This is a genomic window from Janthinobacterium glycogeni (assembly GCF_051380725.1).
Classification (GTDB): Bacteria; Pseudomonadota; Gammaproteobacteria; order Burkholderiales; family Burkholderiaceae_D; genus Janthinobacterium.
On the sequence record NZ_JBNYXP010000018.1, the window covers coordinates 44,059 to 66,122 of the forward strand.

At 58.8% G+C, this 22,064-nt stretch carries 19 protein-coding genes; 11 read left to right on the plus strand and 8 right to left on the minus strand.

All coding sequences use genetic code 11. From position 1 onward, the window contains the following. Window positions 1–3 precede the first annotated feature (3 nt). The 4 genes from ACQ4W4_RS26125 (at window position 4) to ACQ4W4_RS26140 (ending at window position 5,955) form a co-directional block, all read left to right on the plus strand. The gene (locus ACQ4W4_RS26125; protein ID WP_436544431.1) at window positions 4–2,895 is read left to right on the plus strand and encodes a Z1 domain-containing protein; all 2,892 of its coding nucleotides are present in this window, start codon (window positions 4–6) and stop codon (window positions 2,893–2,895) included. After that, on the plus strand, window positions 2,879–3,895 hold the full coding sequence (locus tag ACQ4W4_RS26130) for a PD-(D/E)XK motif protein (protein ID WP_436544432.1): 1,017 nt from the start codon (window positions 2,879–2,881) through the stop codon (window positions 3,893–3,895). Before ACQ4W4_RS26125 ends, ACQ4W4_RS26130 begins: the two co-directional genes overlap by 17 nt. Next, window positions 3,892–5,667: an AIPR family protein gene (locus tag ACQ4W4_RS26135; protein WP_436544433.1), complete on the plus strand. Its 1,776-nt coding sequence runs from the start codon at window positions 3,892–3,894 to the stop codon at window positions 5,665–5,667. The genes ACQ4W4_RS26130 and ACQ4W4_RS26135 overlap by 4 nt, the downstream gene beginning before the upstream one ends. Before the next feature lie 183 nt (window positions 5,668–5,850). Beyond that, a complete protein-coding gene (locus ACQ4W4_RS26140) occupies window positions 5,851–5,955 on the plus strand; it encodes a PDDEXK family nuclease (protein ID WP_282409601.1) in 105 nt (34 codons plus the stop codon). On the opposite strand, the gene ACQ4W4_RS26145 is transcribed toward ACQ4W4_RS26140, so the two are convergent. Continuing rightward, window positions 5,938–6,399 (minus strand): very short patch repair endonuclease, encoded by a 462-nt coding sequence (locus ACQ4W4_RS26145; RefSeq protein WP_436544434.1) that lies wholly within the window; start codon window positions 6,397–6,399, stop codon window positions 5,938–5,940. The genes ACQ4W4_RS26140 and ACQ4W4_RS26145 overlap by 18 nt on opposite strands. 48 nt (window positions 6,400–6,447) lie before the next feature. Between ACQ4W4_RS26145 and ACQ4W4_RS26150 the strand changes: the two genes are divergently transcribed. Further along, window positions 6,448–8,067 carry a DNA cytosine methyltransferase gene (locus tag ACQ4W4_RS26150; protein ID WP_436544435.1) on the plus strand — a complete coding sequence of 540 codons (1,620 nt, stop codon included), beginning with the start codon at window positions 6,448–6,450 and terminating at the stop codon, window positions 8,065–8,067. A 47-nt stretch (window positions 8,068–8,114) separates the two neighbouring features. On the opposite strand, the gene ACQ4W4_RS26155 is transcribed toward ACQ4W4_RS26150, so the two are convergent. Beyond that, the gene (locus tag ACQ4W4_RS26155; protein WP_436544436.1) at window positions 8,115–8,450 is read right to left on the minus strand and encodes a Fic/DOC family N-terminal domain-containing protein; all 336 of its coding nucleotides are present in this window, start codon (window positions 8,448–8,450) and stop codon (window positions 8,115–8,117) included. 551 nt (window positions 8,451–9,001) lie between these two features. On the opposite strand from ACQ4W4_RS26155, the gene ACQ4W4_RS26160 reads away from it, so the two are divergent. Then, on the plus strand, window positions 9,002–10,063 hold the full coding sequence (locus tag ACQ4W4_RS26160) for a GGDEF domain-containing protein (protein ID WP_436544437.1): 1,062 nt from the start codon (window positions 9,002–9,004) through the stop codon (window positions 10,061–10,063). On the opposite strand, the gene ACQ4W4_RS26165 is transcribed toward ACQ4W4_RS26160, so the two are convergent. Beyond that, window positions 10,042–10,410 (minus strand): hypothetical protein, encoded by a 369-nt coding sequence (locus tag ACQ4W4_RS26165; protein WP_436544438.1) that lies wholly within the window; start codon window positions 10,408–10,410, stop codon window positions 10,042–10,044. The genes ACQ4W4_RS26160 and ACQ4W4_RS26165 overlap by 22 nt on opposite strands. Before the next feature lie 125 nt (window positions 10,411–10,535). On the opposite strand from ACQ4W4_RS26165, the gene ACQ4W4_RS26170 reads away from it, so the two are divergent. Both ACQ4W4_RS26170 and ACQ4W4_RS26175 read left to right on the plus strand, forming a co-directional pair. After that, window positions 10,536–11,546, plus strand: a complete 1,011-nt coding sequence (locus tag ACQ4W4_RS26170; protein WP_436544439.1) for a hypothetical protein — start codon at window positions 10,536–10,538, stop codon at window positions 11,544–11,546. Window positions 11,547–11,707: 161 nt separating this feature from the next. Further along, a complete protein-coding gene (locus tag ACQ4W4_RS26175; RefSeq protein ID WP_436544440.1) occupies window positions 11,708–12,850 on the plus strand; it encodes an AI-2E family transporter in 1,143 nt (380 codons plus the stop codon). Window positions 12,851–12,860: 10 nt separating this feature from the next. Here ACQ4W4_RS26175 and ACQ4W4_RS26180 read toward each other — a convergent pair whose 3' ends face one another. The 3 genes from ACQ4W4_RS26180 to ACQ4W4_RS26190 form a co-directional block, all read right to left on the minus strand. Beyond that, window positions 12,861–14,591 carry a methyl-accepting chemotaxis protein gene (locus ACQ4W4_RS26180; RefSeq protein WP_436544441.1) on the minus strand — a complete coding sequence of 577 codons (1,731 nt, stop codon included), beginning with the start codon at window positions 14,589–14,591 and terminating at the stop codon, window positions 12,861–12,863. 350 nt (window positions 14,592–14,941) lie between these two features. Further along, on the minus strand, window positions 14,942–16,549 hold the full coding sequence (locus tag ACQ4W4_RS26185; protein ID WP_436544442.1) for a toxin-antitoxin system YwqK family antitoxin: 1,608 nt from the start codon (window positions 16,547–16,549) through the stop codon (window positions 14,942–14,944). A gap of 40 nt (window positions 16,550–16,589) precedes the next feature. Beyond that, window positions 16,590–17,504, minus strand: coding sequence for a DMT family transporter (locus ACQ4W4_RS26190; protein WP_436544443.1), 915 nt, complete (start codon window positions 17,502–17,504; stop codon window positions 16,590–16,592). Window positions 17,505–17,605: 101 nt separating this feature from the next. Here ACQ4W4_RS26190 and ACQ4W4_RS26195 point away from each other — a divergent pair, with 101 nt between their 5' ends. From ACQ4W4_RS26195 to ACQ4W4_RS26205, 3 genes are all read left to right on the plus strand, one after another. Then, window positions 17,606–18,394 carry an AraC family transcriptional regulator gene (locus ACQ4W4_RS26195; protein ID WP_436544444.1) on the plus strand — a complete coding sequence of 263 codons (789 nt, stop codon included), beginning with the start codon at window positions 17,606–17,608 and terminating at the stop codon, window positions 18,392–18,394. Between the two features lie 116 nt (window positions 18,395–18,510). After that, on the plus strand, window positions 18,511–19,110 hold the full coding sequence (locus ACQ4W4_RS26200; protein WP_436544445.1) for a MarC family protein: 600 nt from the start codon (window positions 18,511–18,513) through the stop codon (window positions 19,108–19,110). A gap of 31 nt (window positions 19,111–19,141) precedes the next feature. Then, window positions 19,142–19,687 carry a DinB family protein gene (locus ACQ4W4_RS26205; protein WP_436544446.1) on the plus strand — a complete coding sequence of 182 codons (546 nt, stop codon included), beginning with the start codon at window positions 19,142–19,144 and terminating at the stop codon, window positions 19,685–19,687. Here the strand turns inward: ACQ4W4_RS26205 and ACQ4W4_RS26210 are convergent. Together ACQ4W4_RS26210 and ACQ4W4_RS26215 are read right to left on the minus strand one after the other, a co-directional pair. Next, window positions 19,652–20,842: an MFS transporter gene (locus ACQ4W4_RS26210; protein ID WP_436544447.1), complete on the minus strand. Its 1,191-nt coding sequence runs from the start codon at window positions 20,840–20,842 to the stop codon at window positions 19,652–19,654. The genes ACQ4W4_RS26205 and ACQ4W4_RS26210 overlap by 36 nt on opposite strands. Then, window positions 20,839–22,017 (minus strand): serine hydrolase domain-containing protein, encoded by a 1,179-nt coding sequence (locus tag ACQ4W4_RS26215; protein WP_436544453.1) that lies wholly within the window; start codon window positions 22,015–22,017, stop codon window positions 20,839–20,841. Before ACQ4W4_RS26215 ends, ACQ4W4_RS26210 begins: the two co-directional genes overlap by 4 nt. Between the last annotated feature and the right edge of the window lie 47 nt (window positions 22,018–22,064).

Here is a 22,064-nt window from a genome sequence, read left to right on the forward strand (position 1 = left end):
AACATGATTGTAGCTGAAGAGATCGCAGCACAGAACGAGTTAATCGAAAACGTCATCGCTACTGCACAGCGACTGATTCGGGCCGAGAAAGATAAATCAAAAATCACACCGGTATACATTGCGGCCAAAGTGCAGAAGGCCGTGGACATGTTCACAGACGATGAGCCAATTGTCATTGACCAGCAGGAAATCATCTCGACTCTGATCCAGCGTTTCAGTCATTGGATGGGTAAGTCCACCACCATGAAGGACATTACCAACCACAAAGATTGGTTGAACGCTGCACGCAAGAAGGACTGGCAATACTGGCGTCGTTATCGCGACTTTCAGGAATCAAAATTGTCCGACACCGTTGTGGACGGGCTGGACGAAGCCACAGACAGCATTCTTGAATTGCTTGAAGATCCGCAAAGGACTGATCCATGGGACCGTCGTGGCTTGGTTGTTGGGCATGTTCAGTCTGGTAAAACCAGTAACTACTCCGGTTTGATCTGCAAGGCCGCTGATGCAGGCTACAAAATTATCATTGTGCTTGCAGGGCTACACAACAATCTTCGCTCACAAACCCAAGTGCGGCTTGAAGAAAGCTTCTTAGGGTACGAGACCACCTTGGACAGAGATCCGGGATTGCCCATTGGCGTTGCTGAATTTGGTGAGGACCTGAAAACAAATTCAGCAACTACACGTGCGGATAACGGTGACTTTAGCAAAGCAATTGCCAAACACTTCCACGGCATATCTCCAGAAGAGCGTCCCTGGCTGTTTGTGGTCAAAAAACAGAAGACGGTGCTGACAGCACTGCTTAATTGGATTCAAACTCGTGTCGCGGATGCTACCGACTCGGAGGATGGTCGAAAGCTTGTGACCAAGCTTCCACTGCTAGTTATCGATGACGAAGCTGACAACGCATCCGTGGATACCGGAGAACAGGCATTCGACGAGAACGACGAGCCTGATGAAGAGCATCGTCCGAAAGCAATCAACAGCCTCATTCGTCAGGTGTTACACGCGTTCACTCGCAAAGCCTACGTGGGCTACACCGCTACGCCGTTCGCCAACATTTTTATCCATCAGAAAGGTGCGACCACTAAAGAGGGACCGGACCTTTTCCCGAAGGCATTCATCATCAACCTGTCGGCCCCTTCAAACTATGTTGGTCCCGCTCGCATGTTTGGGAAAGTCACCAAAGATGGGCGTCAAGACGTGCTGCCGCTGTCGCGAGATATCGAGGATACCTACGACGAGGAGACGAGGTCAGGATGGATGCCGCCTAAGCATAAGAAGACTCATGAGCCGCTTTACGAAGGACAGGAGACGGTCCCGCCATCATTACATGAAGCGATCCAAGCGTTTGTTCTGGCCTGTGCTGTGCGTGAACTTCGCGGGCAGGGAAAACAACACAGCTCCATGCTGGTTCACGTCACTCGATATGTAGATGTGCAGAACCATGTGAAAGTTCAGGTTGAAGAAGTTGTTCGTCGCATGAGACAGCGGATCGTTAGAGGCACGGACAGTGATGCCCTTCTAGTTCAATTGCATGATCTTTGGGAAAACGACTTCATTCCGACCCGCGATGAAGTTGCAGCTCTATCGACCAAAGAGGAGCAGCCGCCTGTCTTGCCACTGTGGGATGAAGTGGTAGCAGCACTCCCCAACGTTTTGGCCGATATTCAGGTTCGTTCCATCAACGGCACAGCCAAAGACGCCCTTGACTATGCTACCCCAGGAGCAGCGTTGAAAGTCATCGCTGTGGGCGGTGACAAGCTTGCACGGGGACTGACCCTAGAAGGTTTATGCGGTAGTTACTTTGTGCGAACCACAAAAATGTATGACACGCTCATGCAGATGGGCCGCTGGTTTGGGTACCGTCCTGGCTATCTGGACTTGTGTCGCCTCTACACATCGCCGGATCTCATTAACTGGTTTGAACACATCGCTGATGCTTCCGAAGAGTTACGTGAAGAATTTGATTTCATGGCACAGACCGGGCTAACGCCGGAACAGTATGGTCTGAGGGTCAAGTCGCATGAAGTCTTGACAGTGACATCTCCGATGAAGATGCGGAACTCTCAAACGCTTTCTCTGAGCTACAGTGGCACGCGGCCTCAGACCATTCTTTTTCATCGAGACAAAAAGATCCACGAAGCGAATCTATCGGCCGCCGAATCACTTATCAGTAGCTTGGGCGCCTACGCTAATCACAACTTTACATACGAACGTAATGGAGTGGCACATAGTTGGTCGAACGGCGGCCTGTGGAAAGATGTCGATGCGAGCAAGATCCTTAAGTTTCTTGAAGATTACACGACCCATCCAAATGCGACGAGTGCCAAGGCTAGTGTGCTTGCTGACTTCATTAGCAAGATGCTAGATATCGGTCAGTTAAAAAAATGGAGCGTTGGCCTGATTGGGAGCGGCAGCATTGAGGGAACTCCTCATAAATTTGGGGAGATTGAAGTTAAAACCTTCCCGATGCGTAAATTCGATGCGTCTGACAACAAGTTTTCCATCAAAGTTCTGACTGACCCGAAGGACGAAGGGATGGACCTTGAAGACAACCAGTGGCGTAGAGCATTGGATCTGACCTTGGCGGCCTGGAAGCCAGATCCAGCACGTTCTCCGCCACGGATTGATCCCCCAACTGAGCCAAGCGGAAAAGGCATTCGGGAAGCACGCAAACTAATCGGTGGAGACGCTGATAGAGGTCTGCTCTTGTTATATCCATTGGCACCTTATCTCATTGACGAGAACAAAGATAAAAGTCTTGTCATTCAGGATTGGGAAAAGCCCATCATGGCATTTTCCATTGCATTCCCATCGAGTGACAACACAATTACCGTGTCTTACGAAGTCAATCTTTTATATTGGATGCAGGAATATGGCCCGGCAGAGTGATGAGTTTTTGATGGCGTGGTCATCACTGTCTGGCCTCGGTGAAGAGGCCGGCTGGCAAGCTATTCCTATCGCTCCGGCACTGCCGCTCGAGTTACAGGCAGGTCGTCGGTCGCCAGATAACGCGGAAGCTGTATTGGTCGGGTTCCCGTCTATACACCTATCCACATCCGACAAGCTGCCGGAAGGCCAAGGCTTCGCGGTTGAGCGTGTGAATCCACAAGGCGATAGTAAGCTATGGCTTGCGTTGACCAGGAAGTCCACAGGTAGTGAAGATCTCTTTGCCAGTATGGCGTCTGATGTGGTTGGAGCACTCGATGATGCTGTGGTTGCTGGAGCGAATGAGCAAAAACTACTGCGGGTGTTTCTGGGCCGCGTCGGAGCTTGGCAAGAGTTTATGAGGAAGGGTTTTCAGGCCCTTAGTCCCGAAGCAGAAATTGGGTTGGTGGGTGAACTTTCTGTGCTTCGCTTAATTATTGACGCAGGCGTGCCGGCATCGCTCGCTGTTGAATCATGGCTTGGCCCACTGGATGCGCTCCAGGATTTCGAATTGGGCACCGGCGCATTGGAAGTAAAGTCTACACTGTCGGCCATTGGGTTCTCGGCAAAGATAGGCTCTTTGGAACAGCTTGAAGACTCCGTTCGACAACCGTTGTTTGTGGTTAGTGTTCGTCTTAAACAAACCAACATCGGCAAGACCTTGCCAGAGATAGTCGATGAGATGCAGTGCATCGTCAAAGGAGATGCCGAAGCTGAACGCCTCCTTGCGGAACGACTACTGGCAGCAGGGTATATCGAGCAACATGCTGACCGCTATGCCCGTCGATTCACACAAGCTGGCACTCGCATTATCGAGGTAGACGAGGATTTTCCACGACTGACTCTCGGAAACATCCCTTTAGGCATTACGAAAGCGAGCTACGAGATCGATCTGGATAAGGCCACAGGCACAGCGGTCGAGATCGATGAAGCATTGAAAAAATTAGGGGCAATGAAGATATGAATTTGACTGATTTTCTGCGTGAAACGCAGGCAAGTGTTCGCTCGCAAATGCGAGAAGGTGCACTGTATGAGGAGCTAGTTTTTTCGGGCATTGTGATGGATCACATGTCGGAAATCGGCATGACATTCGAGCCGGTTGAATGTCACTTTGAAGGGAAGTTCGGCGCAGCAAATTTGCGTCTTAGTGGCTATGCTATTTCGGAAGACTTGGATCAATTGGATTTGTTCGTCAGCCTCTATGCCGCCGTTGACGATGCCACTCCGATCCCAGACTCCGAAACCAAAACCGCTGTTGAACAATGCCTTCGCTTTCTGACGCTTTGTGCCGAAGGGAAAATGGCGCCCAAGCTGGACCCATCCACCAATGTTCGTTCTCTCGCAGAAACGCTACAAGCGATCTATAACGACTTGGAACAGATCCGAGTCTATGTGATCACAGACAAGGTAGCGAAATCCAAGAGCTTCAAGACTCGCGAAGTCGGTGGCAAGGCCGTTCGCCTCGAAGTCATGGACATCGAAAGGCTGCATCGCCACTGGTCCGAAGGGAAGCCACGGGATGAACTGGTCGTGGATTTTAACGAGGTATCGGGTGCACCTCTACCCTGCGTGTTTGTGCCTGGTGAGAATGATGACTACGACTATGCACTGACTGCCGTGCCCGGTGAAGCCTTGCGTCTTCTCTATGAACGGTTCGGTGCACGGCTACTCGAAGCGAATGTGCGTTCCTTCCTGAGCGTCAAAGGTAAAGGGGTGAACGCTGGGATACAAAGCACGCTGCGATCTGCACCTGAGCGATTTATGGCCTATAACAACGGTATCGTCGTTGTGGCAGACGAGATGATTCTTGGCAAAACGAACGACGGAGCCTCTGGCATTGCATGGCTCAAAGGCCTGCAAATCGTCAACGGCGGCCAGACCACAGCGTCCCTCTACTTCACTAAAAAGAAATATCCTTCAACGGACTTGAGCCATGTGCGGGTTCCAGCCAAGATTATTGTCATGAAGACGACAGATGCCTCGAAGGAAGAGGCTCTCGTCTCGGACATCTCTCGATTTGCGAACAGCCAGAATGCGGTAAGACAATCGGACTTGTCCGCGAACAAGCCGTTCCATGTTGAGATTGAAAAACTGTCTCGCTCAATCTATTGCCCAGATGGCGTCGGCCAGTGGTTCTATGAGCGAGCGTCGGGTAGCTATAACACCCTGCTCACCCGCGAGGGCTCCACTCCAGCAAAACTCAAAGCACTTAAAGATGCAATCCCTACTACTCGTCGTATTACAAAAACCGATTTGGCGAAGTATTTGACCGCGTGGGACCGTAAGCCAGATATCGTAAGCCTTGGATCACAAAAGAATTTCGATCGCTTTATGGCAAGTCTTACGCCTGCTGAAGGCCAAGAAATTCCACTGCCAAATGTTCAGGACTTCAAAGCGATGATCGCCAAGGCGAAGATCTACCGCGATGCTCAAAAACACCTAAGGCCTATGTTCCCGGCGTTTCAAGCCAACGTCACGGCTTACACCGTAGCGCTCATATCAGAGAAACTTGGAAGCCGCATCGACTTAGAACGTATCTGGACCAAGCAAGCCGTATCGCCTGAGTTTCTCGCTCAACTGGCTGTATGGGCCAAGGAGGTCAATGAAGTGCTACATAATTCTGCCGGTGGGCGTATGGTATCGGAATGGGCCAAGAAGCCTGAGTGCAAGGACGAGGTCATGAGTGCCAGTTATTCGGCGCCATCTACTGACATACCCGAACTCAAGGCGGTGTAGAAATCAATTCGGCGGGGATGGGGAGCTTAGTGGCAGACATCGTTAAACCACATGTTCGAAGCCGGATGATGTCTGACATTAAGGGAGAAAACTCCAAACCGAAGTTTTCGGCAAGACGCTTACTCTTTACGGCGGGCTTAGGTTTTCCGACTTTACGGCCGTGATTTACCTGGCACTCCCGACATTGTTCTATTTGGCAGGAAGATCACCATTTTTGTCCATGACTGTTTCTTGCACGCTCACATCGGATACCGTTACTTCAAGGTCCCATCAACCAGACCAGTCTGAATGCAATTTGATGAATTCAAGCTGATCGATGGTTTGTTGCGTGATCTCGCTAGCGAGCCGCTGAAGTCTGTCCAAGGGTTCGCGCTTAAGTTCGCACTCCCAAACCATTAAAACGCGCCATCCCGTTGCCTGCAACGCAGCCACATTCTTGGCATCCCGTTCCAAGTTGCTCTGGAACTTTGTTTTCCATCGCTCGATATTGGATGCAGGCTGGGTCGCAAAACGACAGCCCGCGTGTCGATGCCAGAAACACCCGTGTACGAAAATCACTACATGGTATTTTGGCAGTACGAGATCGGGCGACCCAGGTAGTTCACGCGTGTGCAACCGATAACGGAAGCCCTGCGCATGAAGGTATTGGCGTACGAGCATTTCGGGTTTTGTATTTTTAGACTGAATCCCTGACATCATTCTCGACCGGGTAGCTGAATCGACTATGTCCATTTTTCCTGGTATCCTACGTGCCCACACGAGTTTTTATTTAAGGCAAAGTTGCTCATCAAACAGAAATCCAGTTTTACGGGAAATATTCCTATCGTTGACCTCTTTGCTGGGCCTGGAGGTCTTGGTGAAGGATTTTCTTCAGTAGAAAGTGACCCTTTCAGAATAATTGTATCGGCTGAAATGAGTTCCTCTGCGCACAGTACACTTCGTCTGAGGGCTTTTTATCGCCTACTCAAACGTCAAGGTGGGAATTCCATCGACTCTTATTATCGTTTTTGCAACGGCGAATCGGAATATCCGTACGACGAAACCAACCATGATGCATGGGTGGAGGCTGGGGAAGAAGCGCTACAACTGGAGCTGGGGAAGCCTCATGATAACGATGAGCTTGATCGAAGAATTTCCGCCCACGAGCTTGGTCCGGACACGCCATGGGTGCTGATCGGCGGCCCTCCATGTCAGGCGTACTCGATCGTGGGGCGGGCTCGTAACCGAAGCAACGTCGAATACCGTCCTGAAGAAGATCATCGTCATTTCCTCTACAAGCAATACCTGCGAATTATTCAGAAATACCGTCCCGCAGTGTTCGTGATGGAGAACGTAAAAGGCATTCTCACAGCAACTGTTGGTGGGAAAAAGATTTTCGAGACGATCCTTGAAGATCTTTCGGATCCCGACAAAGCAATGGAAATGCCGGCCTCCGGAAGTGGGTACCGCATCCATTCCCTTACGTGTGCAACCAAATATTCCGCCAAAGACTCTCCACGCAATATCGATGTACACGATTTCGTCATCAAGGCAGAACAGCATGGAATACCACAGGCACGGCACCGCGTGATTCTTATCGGTGTGCGCGAAGGCATCGGCTTGGGTATTCCCGCGCAGATCGAGAAAGCAGATGAGGTTACAGTCGAGCAAGTCATTGGTTCTCTTCCCAAGCTACGCAGCCGGCTGAGCAAAGAGCCCGACTCGGATGAAGGCTGGGGCGACGTGGTGGCGAACCATTTCTGCGAGATGGCACGTGAGGTGAGAGACGCCCATGGCGATGCTGGATTGCAGGAGGTTCTCAGGGAAGCATCTGTTTCGATCAAACGAGGACTCGGCACAGGTAACAAGCAGCTTGGCATCCTGACGCAGGATGTAGAGAGCCCGGAATTGCTTGATGGCTGGTATTACGATCCGATGCTTTCGGTCTGGTTGAATCATGACGCCCGGGGACATATGCGCACGGATCTGCGGCGCTATGCGTACGCGGCGGCGTTTGCCGACGCATTTGGCTGGTCGCCGAAAGGACATGGCGAATTCTCACTGCAGGGATTGAGACCTAATCATGATAACTGGGAAACGGGCAAGTTTTCTGATCGCTTCCGTGTCCAGTTGCGCGGGCGGCCAGCCACGACGGTTACCAGTCACATTTCCAAGGATGGTCACTATTTCATCCATTACGATCCAACGCAGTGCCGCAGTCTGACGGTGCGGGAAGCAGCAAGACTGCAAACCTTCCCGGACAACTATTTTTTTCAGGGGAACAGGACCGAACAGTTCCATCAGGTGGGAAATGCTGTTCCTCCCCTTCTCGCGAAAAAAATTGGAGATATCGTTTATGCTCTGTTGAGAGGCGCCGATGCCGGCGTCTCTCCCCCTATGCAACAGGATATATGGGAATAGGTTACTCGGCAGGAAGCCGACGTTTGATCACCCGTGAACTTGATGAGTTATCCAGCTGATTGTGGCAGGTTCAAGAATTGGGAAAGCATCTGATGGCATGATTTCCCTTGCCGTATCCGTTCCACGCCCAGCGACATTGCCTTGACGTAGCAGGAAACCTCTTGCACGTCATCGAGGGGCACGCCAGGCTGCCCTTCTATCTCATACAGCATCAGGTCGCTGAGCGATGATTGCGTGCCTTCAATTTGCGAAGATATGACGGCTTCCTTGCGCACGTAGCTGTACAGAAACAGCCGTGCGTCGGGCAAGAGCGTGCTGATGGCATCGAGTCGTCCCAGCGCCATCAAGGCTTCGTCCAGGCGGCGTTGCAGCTTGCCGTTCAAGTCCAGTGCCGGCACGGGTGGCACTGGCAAGGGTACAAAGGCCTGGCACGCCACACCGCCGGCAATGGTCGATGTGTAAGTCCCCTTGAGTCCACGTTACATAGGTTCGCTGAAGTTAACATGAATGGAGGCGTTATTTTAACTTTCGGAGAAAAATGAAATAATGAAATCCTTATTTTATGTTGGTGCTGTCAAGCCGCCTTCGGCCACAACACTTCGCCAAAGGTTTGCAACACTGGCTCCAACTTGCCATCCAACATCGCGCCAAGACGCCGACGATGCTGGCGGCGATATCCTGATTGGTCTTGCTGCGGCAGGCGGTTTGCGGCACGGCCTCGGTATAGCTATGTTAATCGAGCAACAAGCGCCCTTCCTTCATACTGTGGCGGCGGCAGAACACTGGCCGCCGATTTCCTGGCCCATCTCCCCACTGCTCCCCAGAAACCAGTACACTAGTTCCTGAGCGCAACTAATTTTGTACGCGCGTCATGCCGCCTGCCGTTGCCGGGAGGCGCCCCTGCCGCAAGGCGTGTTGTCTCTGGACAAATGCAATGTTCACTTCGCGCAGCCTGTCGCCTGCCTTCTATTACCTGTTCTTTTCAGGAGAACGGGAGCAGCAGCAGCGCTTTTTCAAGGAACTGCATTTCATTTCGATAGCCATCCTGACGTTTGGCCTGGCTTGCTGGCTGGTCACGTTCAGCCTGACCTTGTCGCGCGCCTCGCTCGATCATGCGCAGGCGGCACTGGGCGTGACGGGCATGCTGGCCGGGCTGCTGCTGACCGTGTATGCGAAGTCCTTGCAGGCCATCATCACCAGCGGCACCATCAGCGTGCTGTTCATCGCTTTCGGCTTTCGCGTGCTGATGCTGGGCACGGAAGACCCCGCTTTCTGGGTATTGCCGCTGGGCGTGATGATCACCCTGACGACGGCGCCCATCTTCAGCGGTATCGCGTATTACCTGGGCGTATCGCTGTGCGTGTGGGCCATCCTGGGGCTGGGGCAGTTTCCCGTGCATGCGGGTCAGGCCGACCAGCATTGGCCCGTGCTGGCCGTCACCATCAGCGTGATCATCGGCCTGGCGCTGAACATCTATTTTCTCGTCTTGCGCATCCATAACTACCGCGCCCAGCGCGAGCTGGCGACCATGGCCTACAAGGATGGTTTGACCGGACTCAATAACCGGCGCATGTTCACGCAAAGCGCCCGCGTCCTGCAGCGCACGGCGCGCACGCCCGCGTATTTCCTGATGATCGACATCGACGACTTCAAGCAGATCAACGACGTGCATGGCCATGACGTGGGCGATGACGTGCTGAAAAAGATTGCCGACGTGATTTCCCACCTGTCGGGCGAGCATCTGTGCGGCCGCCTGGGCGGCGAGGAATTTGCCATCATCTACGTGGGCGAAAAGAACGCGGCCTGCGCCTTTGCCGCGCAGCTGGTCGATGCGGTCGAGGCGGCTTTCGTGCCGGAACGCAAGGTGTCCGTCAGCATCGGCATGGCGGAACTGATCAAGGAAGCGGACTTGTCGCACAGCTACCGGCGCGCCGATGAATCCTTGTACCAGGCCAAGAAAAACGGCAAGAACCGCTATGTGTTCAACGCCGCCTGAATACCGGCGTCCGGCGTCGCGTCGAGCAGCGCCAGCAAGGCTTGCGGCGTAATCTTCCACGGATCGCGCTGCTCGGGATCCACCTCGTACCAGCTGTCCTGCGCGCCGATCTTGAGGATGGTCAAGGGAAGGTTCTTGCTCTCAAAGAAGGCCAGCATGCGGCGAAGCAGCTGGCTGACCCTGGCATGGTCTTCCTGGTATAAAGAACAGGTATAGAAGCAGCCCTTCTCCCCCATGCGCAACATCCTGGCCGTGCCGAGGCGCGAGCGGCCCAGGTACTGGTGCAAGAACTCGGTCACTACTTCATCGTCGACGGGAATACTGCAGGAAATGGTGATTTGGGCCATGACAACGGGGGGACAGTGATTCAATAGCCAAGCTTAGCAGAAAGAGTTTCATTCCTGAAATGCTAAGATCGCGGCGCGCGCATGCCGGCAACCGGACCGGCCTGGCGTCTCGACAAGGATTACCATTGACAATACGCCTCATCCTGCCCCTGCTGTCGCTGTGCGCGGCCCTGGGCACGTCACCGCTTGCGCTGGCGCAAACACAAGCAGCCGAGGACGCCGCCTTCGTGGCTGCCACCGTGCCCGTCTCCGTGCCGTCGCCGCCGCTCAGCCTGAACGAGCATCCGCAAATCCGCGCCGACGTCTTCCGGCTGCTCGGTTATGCGCGGGGCGACTATACGCAGGGCGATACCTTGATCGCGCTGCAGGTACTCGACAGCATGCGTTCGCTGCCAGACATCCAGCGCACCATGCTGCCCGACGGGCGTTCCGTGCTGGCCTCCATCAACCCTGACACGTACGGTGCGCAGCGCGCCGCCATGCTGTTCGACCCGCAACGCAAGCTGTTGGCCCTGGGACTCGTCAGCGGTCATTGCCAGGCCGCCATCGGCGACGCCGTGCCCGCCTGCCTGCCGTCCACGCACGCCGTGCTGACGGTGTTTGTACCGCCGGACGCGGAGGACGAGATGGCTGCACCGCTGCTCGTGTGGGCGCGGCAGCTGCCGCCCATGCTGGCACAGGCTGCGCCGGAGCGGCGGCAAAGCATTGCTGCGGTGGAATACATCACCACGCGTCCCGGCTTGCCCGGCTGGGAGCCGCGCGACGCGCCGCCCGGCTTTCCCCCCAGCTTGCGGCACCTGTTGCTGCCGAACGCGGAATTGACCGGCAGTTCCAGCGGCGGCAAGCTCATCGCACCGGCGGGCCTGGCCGGATTGCCCATGCACACGCCCACGGAAGCGGCCGAGGCCGGCGACGAGCCCATGCCCGATGCCAGCATCACCCTGCGCAGCTATGCCGATTTCCACTGGGTGCTCAACACCTACGCCAAGCTGGCCAAGGGCGCGCAAGTACAGGGGCATGACGACAAGGTCGTGTTCACAGGCAGCGATACGAGCGGCCGCTACACGGTGACCTTGCGCGAACCGGGCAAGAAAGACAGCGTGTTCATCACCGTGGCCGCCTGGCGGACAAAATAAGGAAGGCGAACAGGGAAAGCATTGCCATTACGCACAAGAGCATGGCATTTTGGCATTTTGCGGTATGATTTCCGGCCGTGCGGCGCGGCCTCATCCCTGCCTCGCCCACCCTGCCTTCAAGCCAGCCACGCTTGCGTCGCATCCTGCCCTAAGGAATTCATATGTTCGGTTTTAACTTGCGTGTTGCCAAGATGGTGTGGACGGCGTTCCTCATCGCCTTCCTGCTCTTTCTCACTTACAAGGTCTCGTCGACCCTGATCGTGGTGGTCTTTGCCATTTTCTTCAGCTACCTCGTGTATCCGCTGATCGGACTGCTGGAACGCCATGGCCCGAAACGCCTGCCGCGCACGGCCGCCATCGGCATCGTCTTCCTCGTGGTGATCTTGCTGGTGGCGGTGCTGGGGTCCATCTTCGGGGCGCGCATCGAGGAAGAGGCGATCAAGCTCAGCGATCAATTGCCGACGCTACTCAAGGGGAATAATTTTGCCGAACGCATCCCGTTGCCGGAATTCATGGAGCCGTTGCGCGCGCGCCTGCTGTCCTTCATGCAGATGCAGCTGAGCAGCGGTTCGGGACAGGCCATGCCGCTGGCGAAGGAACTGGGCTTGACCGTCATGCATGCGGCCAGCAACCTGATCTATCTGGTGCTGGTGCCCGTGCTGAGCTTTTTGCTGATCAAGGAAGGCCCGGACATGCGCGACGGCTTGCTGTCCCTGCTGAACCGGCCCAACAAGAAACTCTGGGGCGCCATCATCGATGACCTCGACATCCTGCTGTCGCGCTATGTGCGCGCCCTGCTGCTGTTGTCGATCGCCACGTTTGTGTCCTACAGCATCGCCTTTTCCCTGATGGGCGTCCCGTACAGCCTGCTGCTGGCCGGCGCGGCCGCCTTGCTGGAATTCATCCCGTTTGCCGGTCCGCTGGCGGCGGCCGTCATCGCCGTGGTCGTGGCCGGTTTCAGCGGCTTCGAGCACGTGTTCTGGCTGATCGGCTTTATCGCCGCCTACCGTTTGTTCCAGGATTACGTGGTCAACCCGTATCTGATGAGCGAAGGCGTGGAAGTGAGCCCGCTGATGGTGATCGTCGGCTTGCTGGCCGGAGACCAATTGGGTGGCGTGGTCGGCATCTTCCTGTCCGTGCCCGTGATGGCGGCCATCAAGATCGTCTTCGTGCGTGCGCGAGCGGCCTTGCAGGCACGCCACGATGCACTGGAGAAAGCCGAACAGGCGGCAGAGGAAGCGCGCGCCCAGGCCCTGGCCGAGGCGGCGCTATTGCAGGAACAGGGCAGCAAGGTAGCCCTGTAAGCTCGCCAGATTAGAACTCTTCCCATTCGCCGCTGCTGTCTGCAGCGGGCTTGGCAGCACGTGGCTGCGCCGGAGCGGCTGCCGAGGCAGTGCGGCTTGGCGTCAGGCGCAACGCCGGGCGCTTCAAGGCCGTGCTGGCGGCGGCCACCACAGGCTTGCGCAAGGCGGGCTTGGCCGCTGCCGGGCCGCTGTGGTTGGCGTCAAGTTTAAAAATGCTGACCATCTCGGCCAGCGCCGCCGCCTGCTCCTGCATCGATTCCGAAGCGGCCGCCGCTTCTTCCACCAGCGCCGCATTCTGTTGCGTCACGGTATCCATTTCCGCCACGGCTTGATTGATCTGGCCGATGCCCAGTTCCTGTTCGCGGCCAGCGGCGCTGATTTCGCCCATGATGTCCGTCACGCGGCGGATGCTGGACACGATCTCGTCCATCGTCGTGCCCGTCTGGCTGACCAGCGCGCTGCCGGCGCCCACGTTCTGCACCGACGCTTCGATCAGCATCTTGATGTCCTTGGCGGCGGAAGCCGAGCGGTGCGCCAGGTTGCGCACTTCCGTGGCGACGACGGCAAAGCCACGGCCTTGCTCGCCGGCGCGGGCCGCTTCCACGGCCGCGTTCAGGGCCAGGATGTTGGTCTGGAAGGCGATGCCGTCGATCACGCCGATGATGTCGGCGATCTTTTTCGACGATTCGCTGATGGTGCCCATGGTATCGACCACTTGCGCCACCAGTGCGCCACCTTTCACCGCCACGTCCGATGCGGAGACGGCCAGCTGGTTGGCCTGGCGCGCATTGTCGGAATTCTGCTTGACGGTCGAAGTCAGCTCTTCCAGCGACGAAGCCGTTTCTTCCAGGCTCGACGCTTGCTGTTCCGTGCGGCTCGACAGATCCAGGTTGCCCGAGGCGATTTCATTGCTGGCCGTGGCGATGGCGCCGCTGCCGTCGCGCACGCCGCGCACGGTGGTCGACAGGCGTTCCTGCATTTTCTGCAAGCCCGTCAGCAAGGCGCCCATCTCATCGTTGCGCGTGATAACGATGTCGTTGGCCAGGTTGCCGTCGGAAATGGCGCCGAAATGGCGCAGGGCCTGGTCCAGCGGGCCAAAGATGGCGCGCAGCAGCAAGAAGCTGGAAATAATCGTCAGCAAGGCGCCGACGATCATGCCGCCGATGGCCATGGTCACTTGCGTGTGGTAGCTGGACTGGCTTTCCGCATACATCGCGGCAGCCGAAGTGGCCTGGAATTGCGTCAAGGTTTCAGCGGCCTGGTCCAGGGTGCGGTACAGCGGCGTCAGCCCTTTCATCATCAAGCCGTCCGCTTGCGCGATGTCGCCTTCACGCAAAGCCTTGCTCATGACCAGCACGCCATTGTTGATATATTCGCTGCGCTTCTTGTCCATGTCGTCGGACAGGCGCTTTTCATCCGCGCTTTGCGGCAAACCCAGGTACACCTTCCAGAACTTGTTCGACGCTTCCAGGAATTGTTCCGCACGGGCCAGGGTATCCTTGGCATCCGGCGCATCCGGGTGCACCATCACGCGGTCCATCGTGAAGCGGGCGCGGCCCAGGGCAATTTGCGATTCGCCGATCGCCTGCGTCGAGGCCAGCTGATTGCTGTAGACCTCGTTGAGACTGTTGTTGGCCGATTTCAGGCTGATGATACTCATGACGCCCAGCAAGGCGATCAGCACGCCCAGCACACTCATGGTGGCAATCAGGCGCATTTTTATTGTTATATTCGACAGCATGCAATTTCCTTGGTAAGGGCGCAACCATGCCTGCGCATGCCGGACGAGATAGCGGCAAACGCCAGATGGGCGGGTCACGTGAATTGTTCAGGACAGGTCGATACGGCGTGTGCGGCGGCAGGGGGGAAGGCGGCCCGCGCATATCGTCAGGAGTGCAATACAGGGCAACGAGGTCGAGGTTTCCCGTACTTTTAATTTCCTGACTGCAAGATACAGGGAAAGATTACCAGTAGCAACATCCGTCTGGAATTTTCACGCTTTGTAACAAGCGGATGATGTTTTTTGCGCAGAACTGGCATTCCGCTGCCGTGCGCGGTCGCGTGGGAATGCCATTTATGCTAGTCAACAAGTTAATACATGGTTTCTTCGATGAGCTGGCCATCGTCGCGAAAATACTGGAAGCGGCCCGTTTTCCTGCCCATGTTGTAGGCGCCGATCTGCTTCGGCTTTCCGTTCTGGAAATTCTCGATATTGACGCCATGCAGCACGCCCTGGCTCCAGTTGCGGTGAAATTGCGGCAGTTCACCATCCGGATAGAACAGGGTTTCCGCACCATCGCGCTTGCCGTCGGCAAACGTGCCCTGGTAACGCCGCTTGCCATCCGGATAAAAACTTTCCATTGTCCCATCGAGCACACCGAGGCGGTAGTGCTCGACCAGTTCCAGCTGGCCATCGGCCGCATATTGCTCCAACTTGCCGTCGGGCTTGCCGTCGACCATCGTCAACGCTTGCCAGCCGCCGTCCGGCGTCGCCTTCTTCCACGCCCCCTGTCTGACGTCATCGACGTAGTTGCCGCCACCGCCAGGTTCCACCCACTGGCCCTGCTTCTTGCCATTCACATAGTTACCCTGCCATTGCACCACGCCGCCGGCGCGGCGCTCGCTGGGCCCGTCCAGGCGGTCTTTCACGAAATGGTCGTAACCGGTGAAGCTGTGCATGTCCGCTGCGCGCCATTCGGCCACGCCCGGGCTCACGTCCCAGCGGCCCGTGCGCTGGCCCTTGAGCATCTGTCCCGTCGTCGTTTCATCGCCGCTGGCATACGTCCATGGTCCTTCCGCCTTGTCGTCGACAAAGGCGCCAGACGAGCGGATGGTATTCGGCTCTTCGTAGTGCCATATGCCGGTACGCTTGCCCTGCACATACTGGCCACGGGCAAACACGCTGCCCACGCAGCAATTCACGTCATATTCGATAAACAAGCCATCCTGGCTGGCGGCAAAGCGCTGCGGCTGCGTTTCCCAGGTGATCCACTTGACGTGGTAGCTGGGCGCACGGCCTCCTTGCCAGCCCTTGCCCAGCAAATACGTGACAGTGAGGAAATGGCCATCCTTTTCCTGGAAGGTTTTTTTATAGGCAAACGCGGGCGCATCGGCCGGCTTGCCGGGCAATAACTCGCCATCGATATTGAAATAGCCTGCCAGGGTGCCGTGCGCATGCTCGATGGCGTCGAACTCGGCCACGCCCGTGGGCGCGTAGGCGATGCTGTAATCGATCAGCTGCAAACGGGCCAGCGCGGCGCGCACCCGCGCCTCGTCCATGGTGTTCGCACCGCGCACGATGGCGTCCAGTGCCGGCTGCAGGGTGGCGACCTTGAACATCCTGCCGCCGCTGGATTCGTAGCGGTAGGCGTGCAAACCATACTGACCACCGTTGCGGCTGAGCACGAACGTGGTTTCTCCCTCGCTGTCGAGGTCAAGCTGGAACACGGCCGCGATGCTGGCCTGGCCATACTTGTCCAGGTTCATGCGTTTCTCGCTGATGCCATTGCACTGGCAGTAATAGCCGTTGACTTCGCCATTTTCCCGCAGGAAAGCCAGCACCACGCCGCCGTCGCGGCGCTCGACGACGCTGGCGGTGGCCATGGGCACGCCTTCGTAGAAACGCGCCGCCTGCGCCGGCACCGCACTTCCCAGCGCCAGCAGCGCCGCCATCGTGCTCATCCAAAATGTTTGCCGCATGTCAACTCCACTGCCGAAAACCGCCATTATGCATGGCCGTTCAGGCAAGACCGGACACCCCAGGACGCCGGCGCCACAGGGGCCGCTGCACCGTCTGCGCCAGCAGCACGCCCAGCAGCGAGATGCCGCCGCCGACCAGGTGATATATATGCATGCTTTCGTGCAGCCAGACGATGGCCAGCAAGGCCGTCAGGAGGGGCAGCAGGTTGACGTAGATGCTGCAGCGGTTCGGCCCCAGCAGTTTGACGCCTTCAATCCACAGGTAGGACAGCACGATGGACGAGCCGATGCCCGCATAGCCGATCAGGGGCAAGGTGGTGGCGTCCAGCCGGGCGCTACCGGGCGGCAGCAGCAGGAACAGGGGCAGCATGCAGGCCAGGGCCGCCAGCGCCTGGCAATAAATGGCTTGCCATGCGGGAATGGATAAACGCCAGCGGCGCAGCAGCACGCCGTACAGGGCAAAGCTCAGGCAGGCCAGCAGCATCAGCGCATCGCCCGCATGCACGCCCTGCTGCAGCAAGGCCAGCACGTCGCCGCGCCCCACCAGGTACAGCAAGCCGCCAAACGACAGCACGCCGCCGGCCGCCATGCCGACCGTCAGGCGCTCGCCCAGCAGCAACACGCTGAGCAGGGCCGTCATCAGCGGCGCCAGCGCCGTGACGATGGCCATATTCGTCGCCGTGGTGCTTTCCGCGGCGCGGTAGGACAGGCTCTGGAACAGCGCCATCGACATCACGCCGCACAGCGCCAGCTGCCACCACTGGCGGCGGATGGCGGCGCGGTTGCGCCACAGGGGGCGGGCGATGAACGGCGTCATCACCAGCAAGACCAGCACCAGGCGGTAAAACGTGATGGCCGTGGGGGCGATGCTGGACGCGGCCAGCTTCGAGACGACGACGTTGCCGGCCCACAGCAGCATGGCCAGGAACGGATACAGATAGGCGCGCACAGGCATGCGGAACTCCATAAATCATTGCGGGAAACCATCATGCCGCAGGCGCGCCGCGCCTTCTCGCGCTAAGATGTCCATACCTATCGCAAAACTGACCTTCTTTCATGGATTGTTCCTCCCCCGCCTTTCAGGAATTGCTGCCCGTCACGGCGCGCGCCATGGCGCTGGCCGTCGACTATGCGCATGGCCACGTGATTTCCGTGCACCGCCACACGCATGCGCAATTGCTGTATGCCATCGAGGGCGTGATGACCATCGAGGCGCAGGGCGGGCGCTGGGTGGTGCCGCCCACGCGCGGCGTGTGGCTGCAGCCCGGCATCGCGCACCAGGTGCGCATGAGCGGCGCCGTGAAAATGCGCACCGTGTTCATCGACTGCGCCAGCTCGCCACTGCTGCCGCGCCACAGCTGCGTGCTCGACATCAGCCCCCTGCTGCGGCAACTGATCGTCGCGGCCGTCGATATCGCGCCCGACTTCACGGAAGGCAGCCGCGACTGGCATCTGCTGCAACTGCTGTTGCACGAACTAAACAGCCTGCCCGTGCTGCCCCTGCACCTGCCCTTGCCTTTTGACGCGCGCCTGCGCGGCATCTGTGCGCGGCTGATGGAACAGCCGGGCGAGCAAGTGACGGTAGCGCACTGGGCACAGGAACTGGCGATCACCGAGCGCAGCCTGCACCGCTTGTTCCAGAAGCAGACGGGCATGCGCTTTGGCCAGTGGCGCCAGCAGGCGCGGCTGCTGCGGGCGCTCGAGCAATTGGCGCGCGGCGGCAAGGTCATCGACGTGGCGATGGACAATGGCTACACGAGCCAGAGCGCGTTTACGGCCATGTTCAAAAAGCATTTCGGCACCACGCCCACCGCGTTTTACCAGGCAAAAGTCATCGCCGCGTAAAAAAAATGCTGCTATGCATCAATAATCATGGGCGATAGTCGCCGCTCTTGTTATCATCGCAAGCCTTATCGCAGCGCGCCCATCCTGGCAGCGGTGCTGACCTCAATCACATCACCATGACACAGAATTTTTTCCAGACATTTATCCTGCTCTTGCTTGTCACCGATCCGTTCGGCAACGTTTCCCTGTTCGTCAATGCCCTGAAACGGGTACCCATCGAACGGCGCTGGAAAGTCGTGGTGCGCGAATGCCTGATCGCCTTCGGCATCTTGCTGCTGTTTATGTTCTTCGGCCGCCATTTCCTCAACGCCTTGCAGTTGTCGGAAGTGGCGCTGCGCATCGGCGGCGGCGTGATCCTGTTCCTGATCGCCATGCGCATGGTGTTTCCGCAGCCCAACGCCGGCAATAGCGACCACGAGATGGGCGGCGAACCGTTCATCGTGCCGCTGGCCATCCCCGCGCTGGCCGGCCCGTCGGCCCTGGCGACCGTCTTGCTGTTTTCCTCGCATGAAATGAACGACGTCATCGCCCACGTGGCGGGCTTGACGGCCGTGGCCGTCGTCTGGCTGGCCGTCTTCCTGTGCGCCGAACGCTTGCAGCGCGCGCTCGGTCCAAGGGTCATGACGGCGTTCGAGCGCCTGATGGGCCTGATCCTGACGGCGATGGCCATTGAAATGTTGCTCGCCGGCATACGCGCGTTCCTGAAGTCCGTTTAACATAGAACATTCAGCCACTGGAGGAAACACCATGAGCCGTTGCGCCCACGTTTGCCTGATGGCCGATTACAACCAGTGGATGAACGCCAAGGTCTACGCGGCGGCGGCCAGCTTGCCGCCCGGCGAGCTGGAGCGCGAGCGGGGCGCCTTTTTCGGCTCCCTGCTGGCCACCTTGAACCACGTCATGGTGGGTGACACTCTATGGCTGCAGCGCTACGCGAAACATCCGGCCGGCTTTCCCCAGCTCGATCCGATCCGCGCCATCACGCCGCCCGCCTCGCTCACGCAGCCGCTGTTCGCGGCCGACGATTTTGCCGCCATGCACGCGCACCGGTTGTGGCTGGACCAACTCATCGTGGACTGGGCCGCCTCCATCCGCGAAGAAGACCTCGACCACCTGCTCGACTACCGCAACAGCAAGGGACCGAACCGGCGCGAGTTCTTCAGCCTGCTGATGCATTTCTTCAACCACCAGACGCACCACCGGGGCCAGGCCAGCACCCTGCTGTCGCAAGCGGGCGTGGACATCGGCGATACGGATCTACTGTTTCGCATCCCCAACCATCTTGCCGACTGAGGGCAGGCGGTACAGCCACGCTTTCACGGCAATCGCTGCCAGCGCGAGAGTGCCCAGCAGCGCGCCGCAGGCCAGCGCCCCCGGCATGCCATAGGACTCGATGGCCATGCCGCCTGCCAGTGCGCCCACCGTCACGCCCAGGTTGATGGCGGCGATATACACGCCGATGGCGAACGCGGGCGCCTCGCGCGCTTCGCTGCTGAGCCACACTTGCGTGACGATCAGTCCGCTCGTATGCGCCGCCCCCCAGAACAGCAGCAAGACGGCCAGCGCCGCCCAGCCGATCTCGCTATCCGCATAGCGGTACAGCAGCCAGTAAGCCAGCCCCAGCAGCACAGGCTGCAGCGACACCGTGCGCAGCACGTGCGTGCCCAGCTGGCGTCCCGCGAACAGATTGCCCGCCACGCCGCCCACGCCGAACACCACCAGCGCCAGCCCCGTCTGGCGCGCCGACAAGCCCGCCACCTGCTGCAGATACGCGGCCGCATACGCATACACGGCAAACATGGCGGCAAACACCAGCACGGCGGCAGCAATATTGAGCCACAGCGCGGGTTTGCGCAGCACGGCCAGCTGGCGGCCATACGCCAGCGGCGCTTCGCGCGGCGTGTCGGGCAAGAAGCAATACAGCCCCAGCGCGGCCAGCGCATTGACGAGGGCGCAGGCAAGGAACGCTGCCTCATAGCCATACTGGGCGGCGATCCAGGTGGTGAGCGGTATGCCCAGCACCATGCCCATGCTGGTGCCCGTGAACGCATGCGCGCCGGCCCGCGCCGCCTCGCGCGGCGGGTACAGGGCGGCGGCGGCCACCATGGCCAGCGAGAAATACACGGGGTGGAACAGGGCCGGCACGATGCGCAGCGCCATGAGCCACTCGAAGCGCGGCGCATAGGCAGAGGCAACGCTGGCCAGGGCAAACACGAGCAGCGAGACGATCAGCACGCTCTTGCGGCGCCAGCGCGTGGCCAGCAACACGAGGAAGGGACCGCCCACGGCGATCACCAAGGCGAACAGGCTCACCAATGAGCCCGCCTGCGCGGCCGTCACGCCATAGCGCCGCATGATCATCGGCAAGATGCCCACCACGCCAAACTCGATGCAATACACACCGAACAGGCCCAGCGCAAGAAAGACGATGGGGTGCGGGCGCGTCATGGCATTTCCTTGGCGCCATACACCGCCTGGCACAGTTGCGTCACGAACGGCCCCGCCATGCCCTCCAATGCCGTATTCGTGAACGCCACCACGGACAGCTCCTGCGCAGGGTCGACAAACCACGAGTGGCCATAGGTACCGCCCATGCGCCAGCTGCCCGCAGACTCGGGCGTGGCGGCCAGTTGCGGATCGGTCAACACGGTAAACCCCAGGCCGAAGCCGCGGCCGGGCCAGAACGGCAAGTCGAACGTACCGGTCTGGTTCTCGCCCATCTGCCGCGCCAGCGCCGGCGGCAGCAGCGGCGCGCCACCCAGGCGCAAGGTTTCCAGCAAGCGCATGAAGTCCGGTGCCGAGCCCACCATGCCGGCGCCGCCGGATGGATACGCGTGCGCATCGCGGGCGCGCGCCGGAGCTAACGTAAAACCTGCCATGCCATCGAGAAATGGCAGATGGTCTTCCCCCGCGTCGCGCAAACGGCGCGGCCGGGACTCGCCAGCCGCGCGGTCCGCATACGCGACGGCCAGGCGCGCCGGGTCGGTAGCCATGAACCCCGTGTCGCGCATGGCCAGCGGCACCGTCACCAGCTGCGCCACGGCGTGCGCCAGCGGCAAACCCGTCACCGCTTCGATCACGGCGCCCAGCACATCGGTGGCGATCGAATACGCCCAGCGCTCACCCGGCGCATACGCGAGCGGCACGGTGGCCAGGCGGCGCAGGTTGTCCTCCAGGGAAATACGGGACGCATCCATGCCGTCCGATACCCCCGCCCGCGCATACGCGCCGCCCGGCGGCTGGAAGAAGCCGTAGTCAAGGCCGGCCGTGTGCGTGAGCAAGTGGCGCACGGTGATCGCCGCCACGGCGCCGTCCGGCTGGCGCGGCGCAAAATACGGCAGCCAGCGCGTCACCAGGTCGTCCAGGCCCAGCCGGCCTTGCCCCACCAGCGCCAGCGCGGCCGTCGAGACGATGGGTTTGCTGACGGACGCCAGGCGGAAGACGGCGTCTTCCACCATGAGCGTGCCCGCTTCGCGGTCCAGGTGGCCGGCCGCGCGGCGATACACGTCCTGGCCACGCTGGCGCACCAGCACCACGGCGCCCGCCAGGCGCTGCTGCTGCAGTACGGCATCGAGCAAGGGGTCGATGCGTGCGGCTAAGGCCGCGGGAGAGAAGTCGGACATCATGGTTCAGCCTTTCAAATGATCAGGCTGCCAAGGTAAGCCAGGCG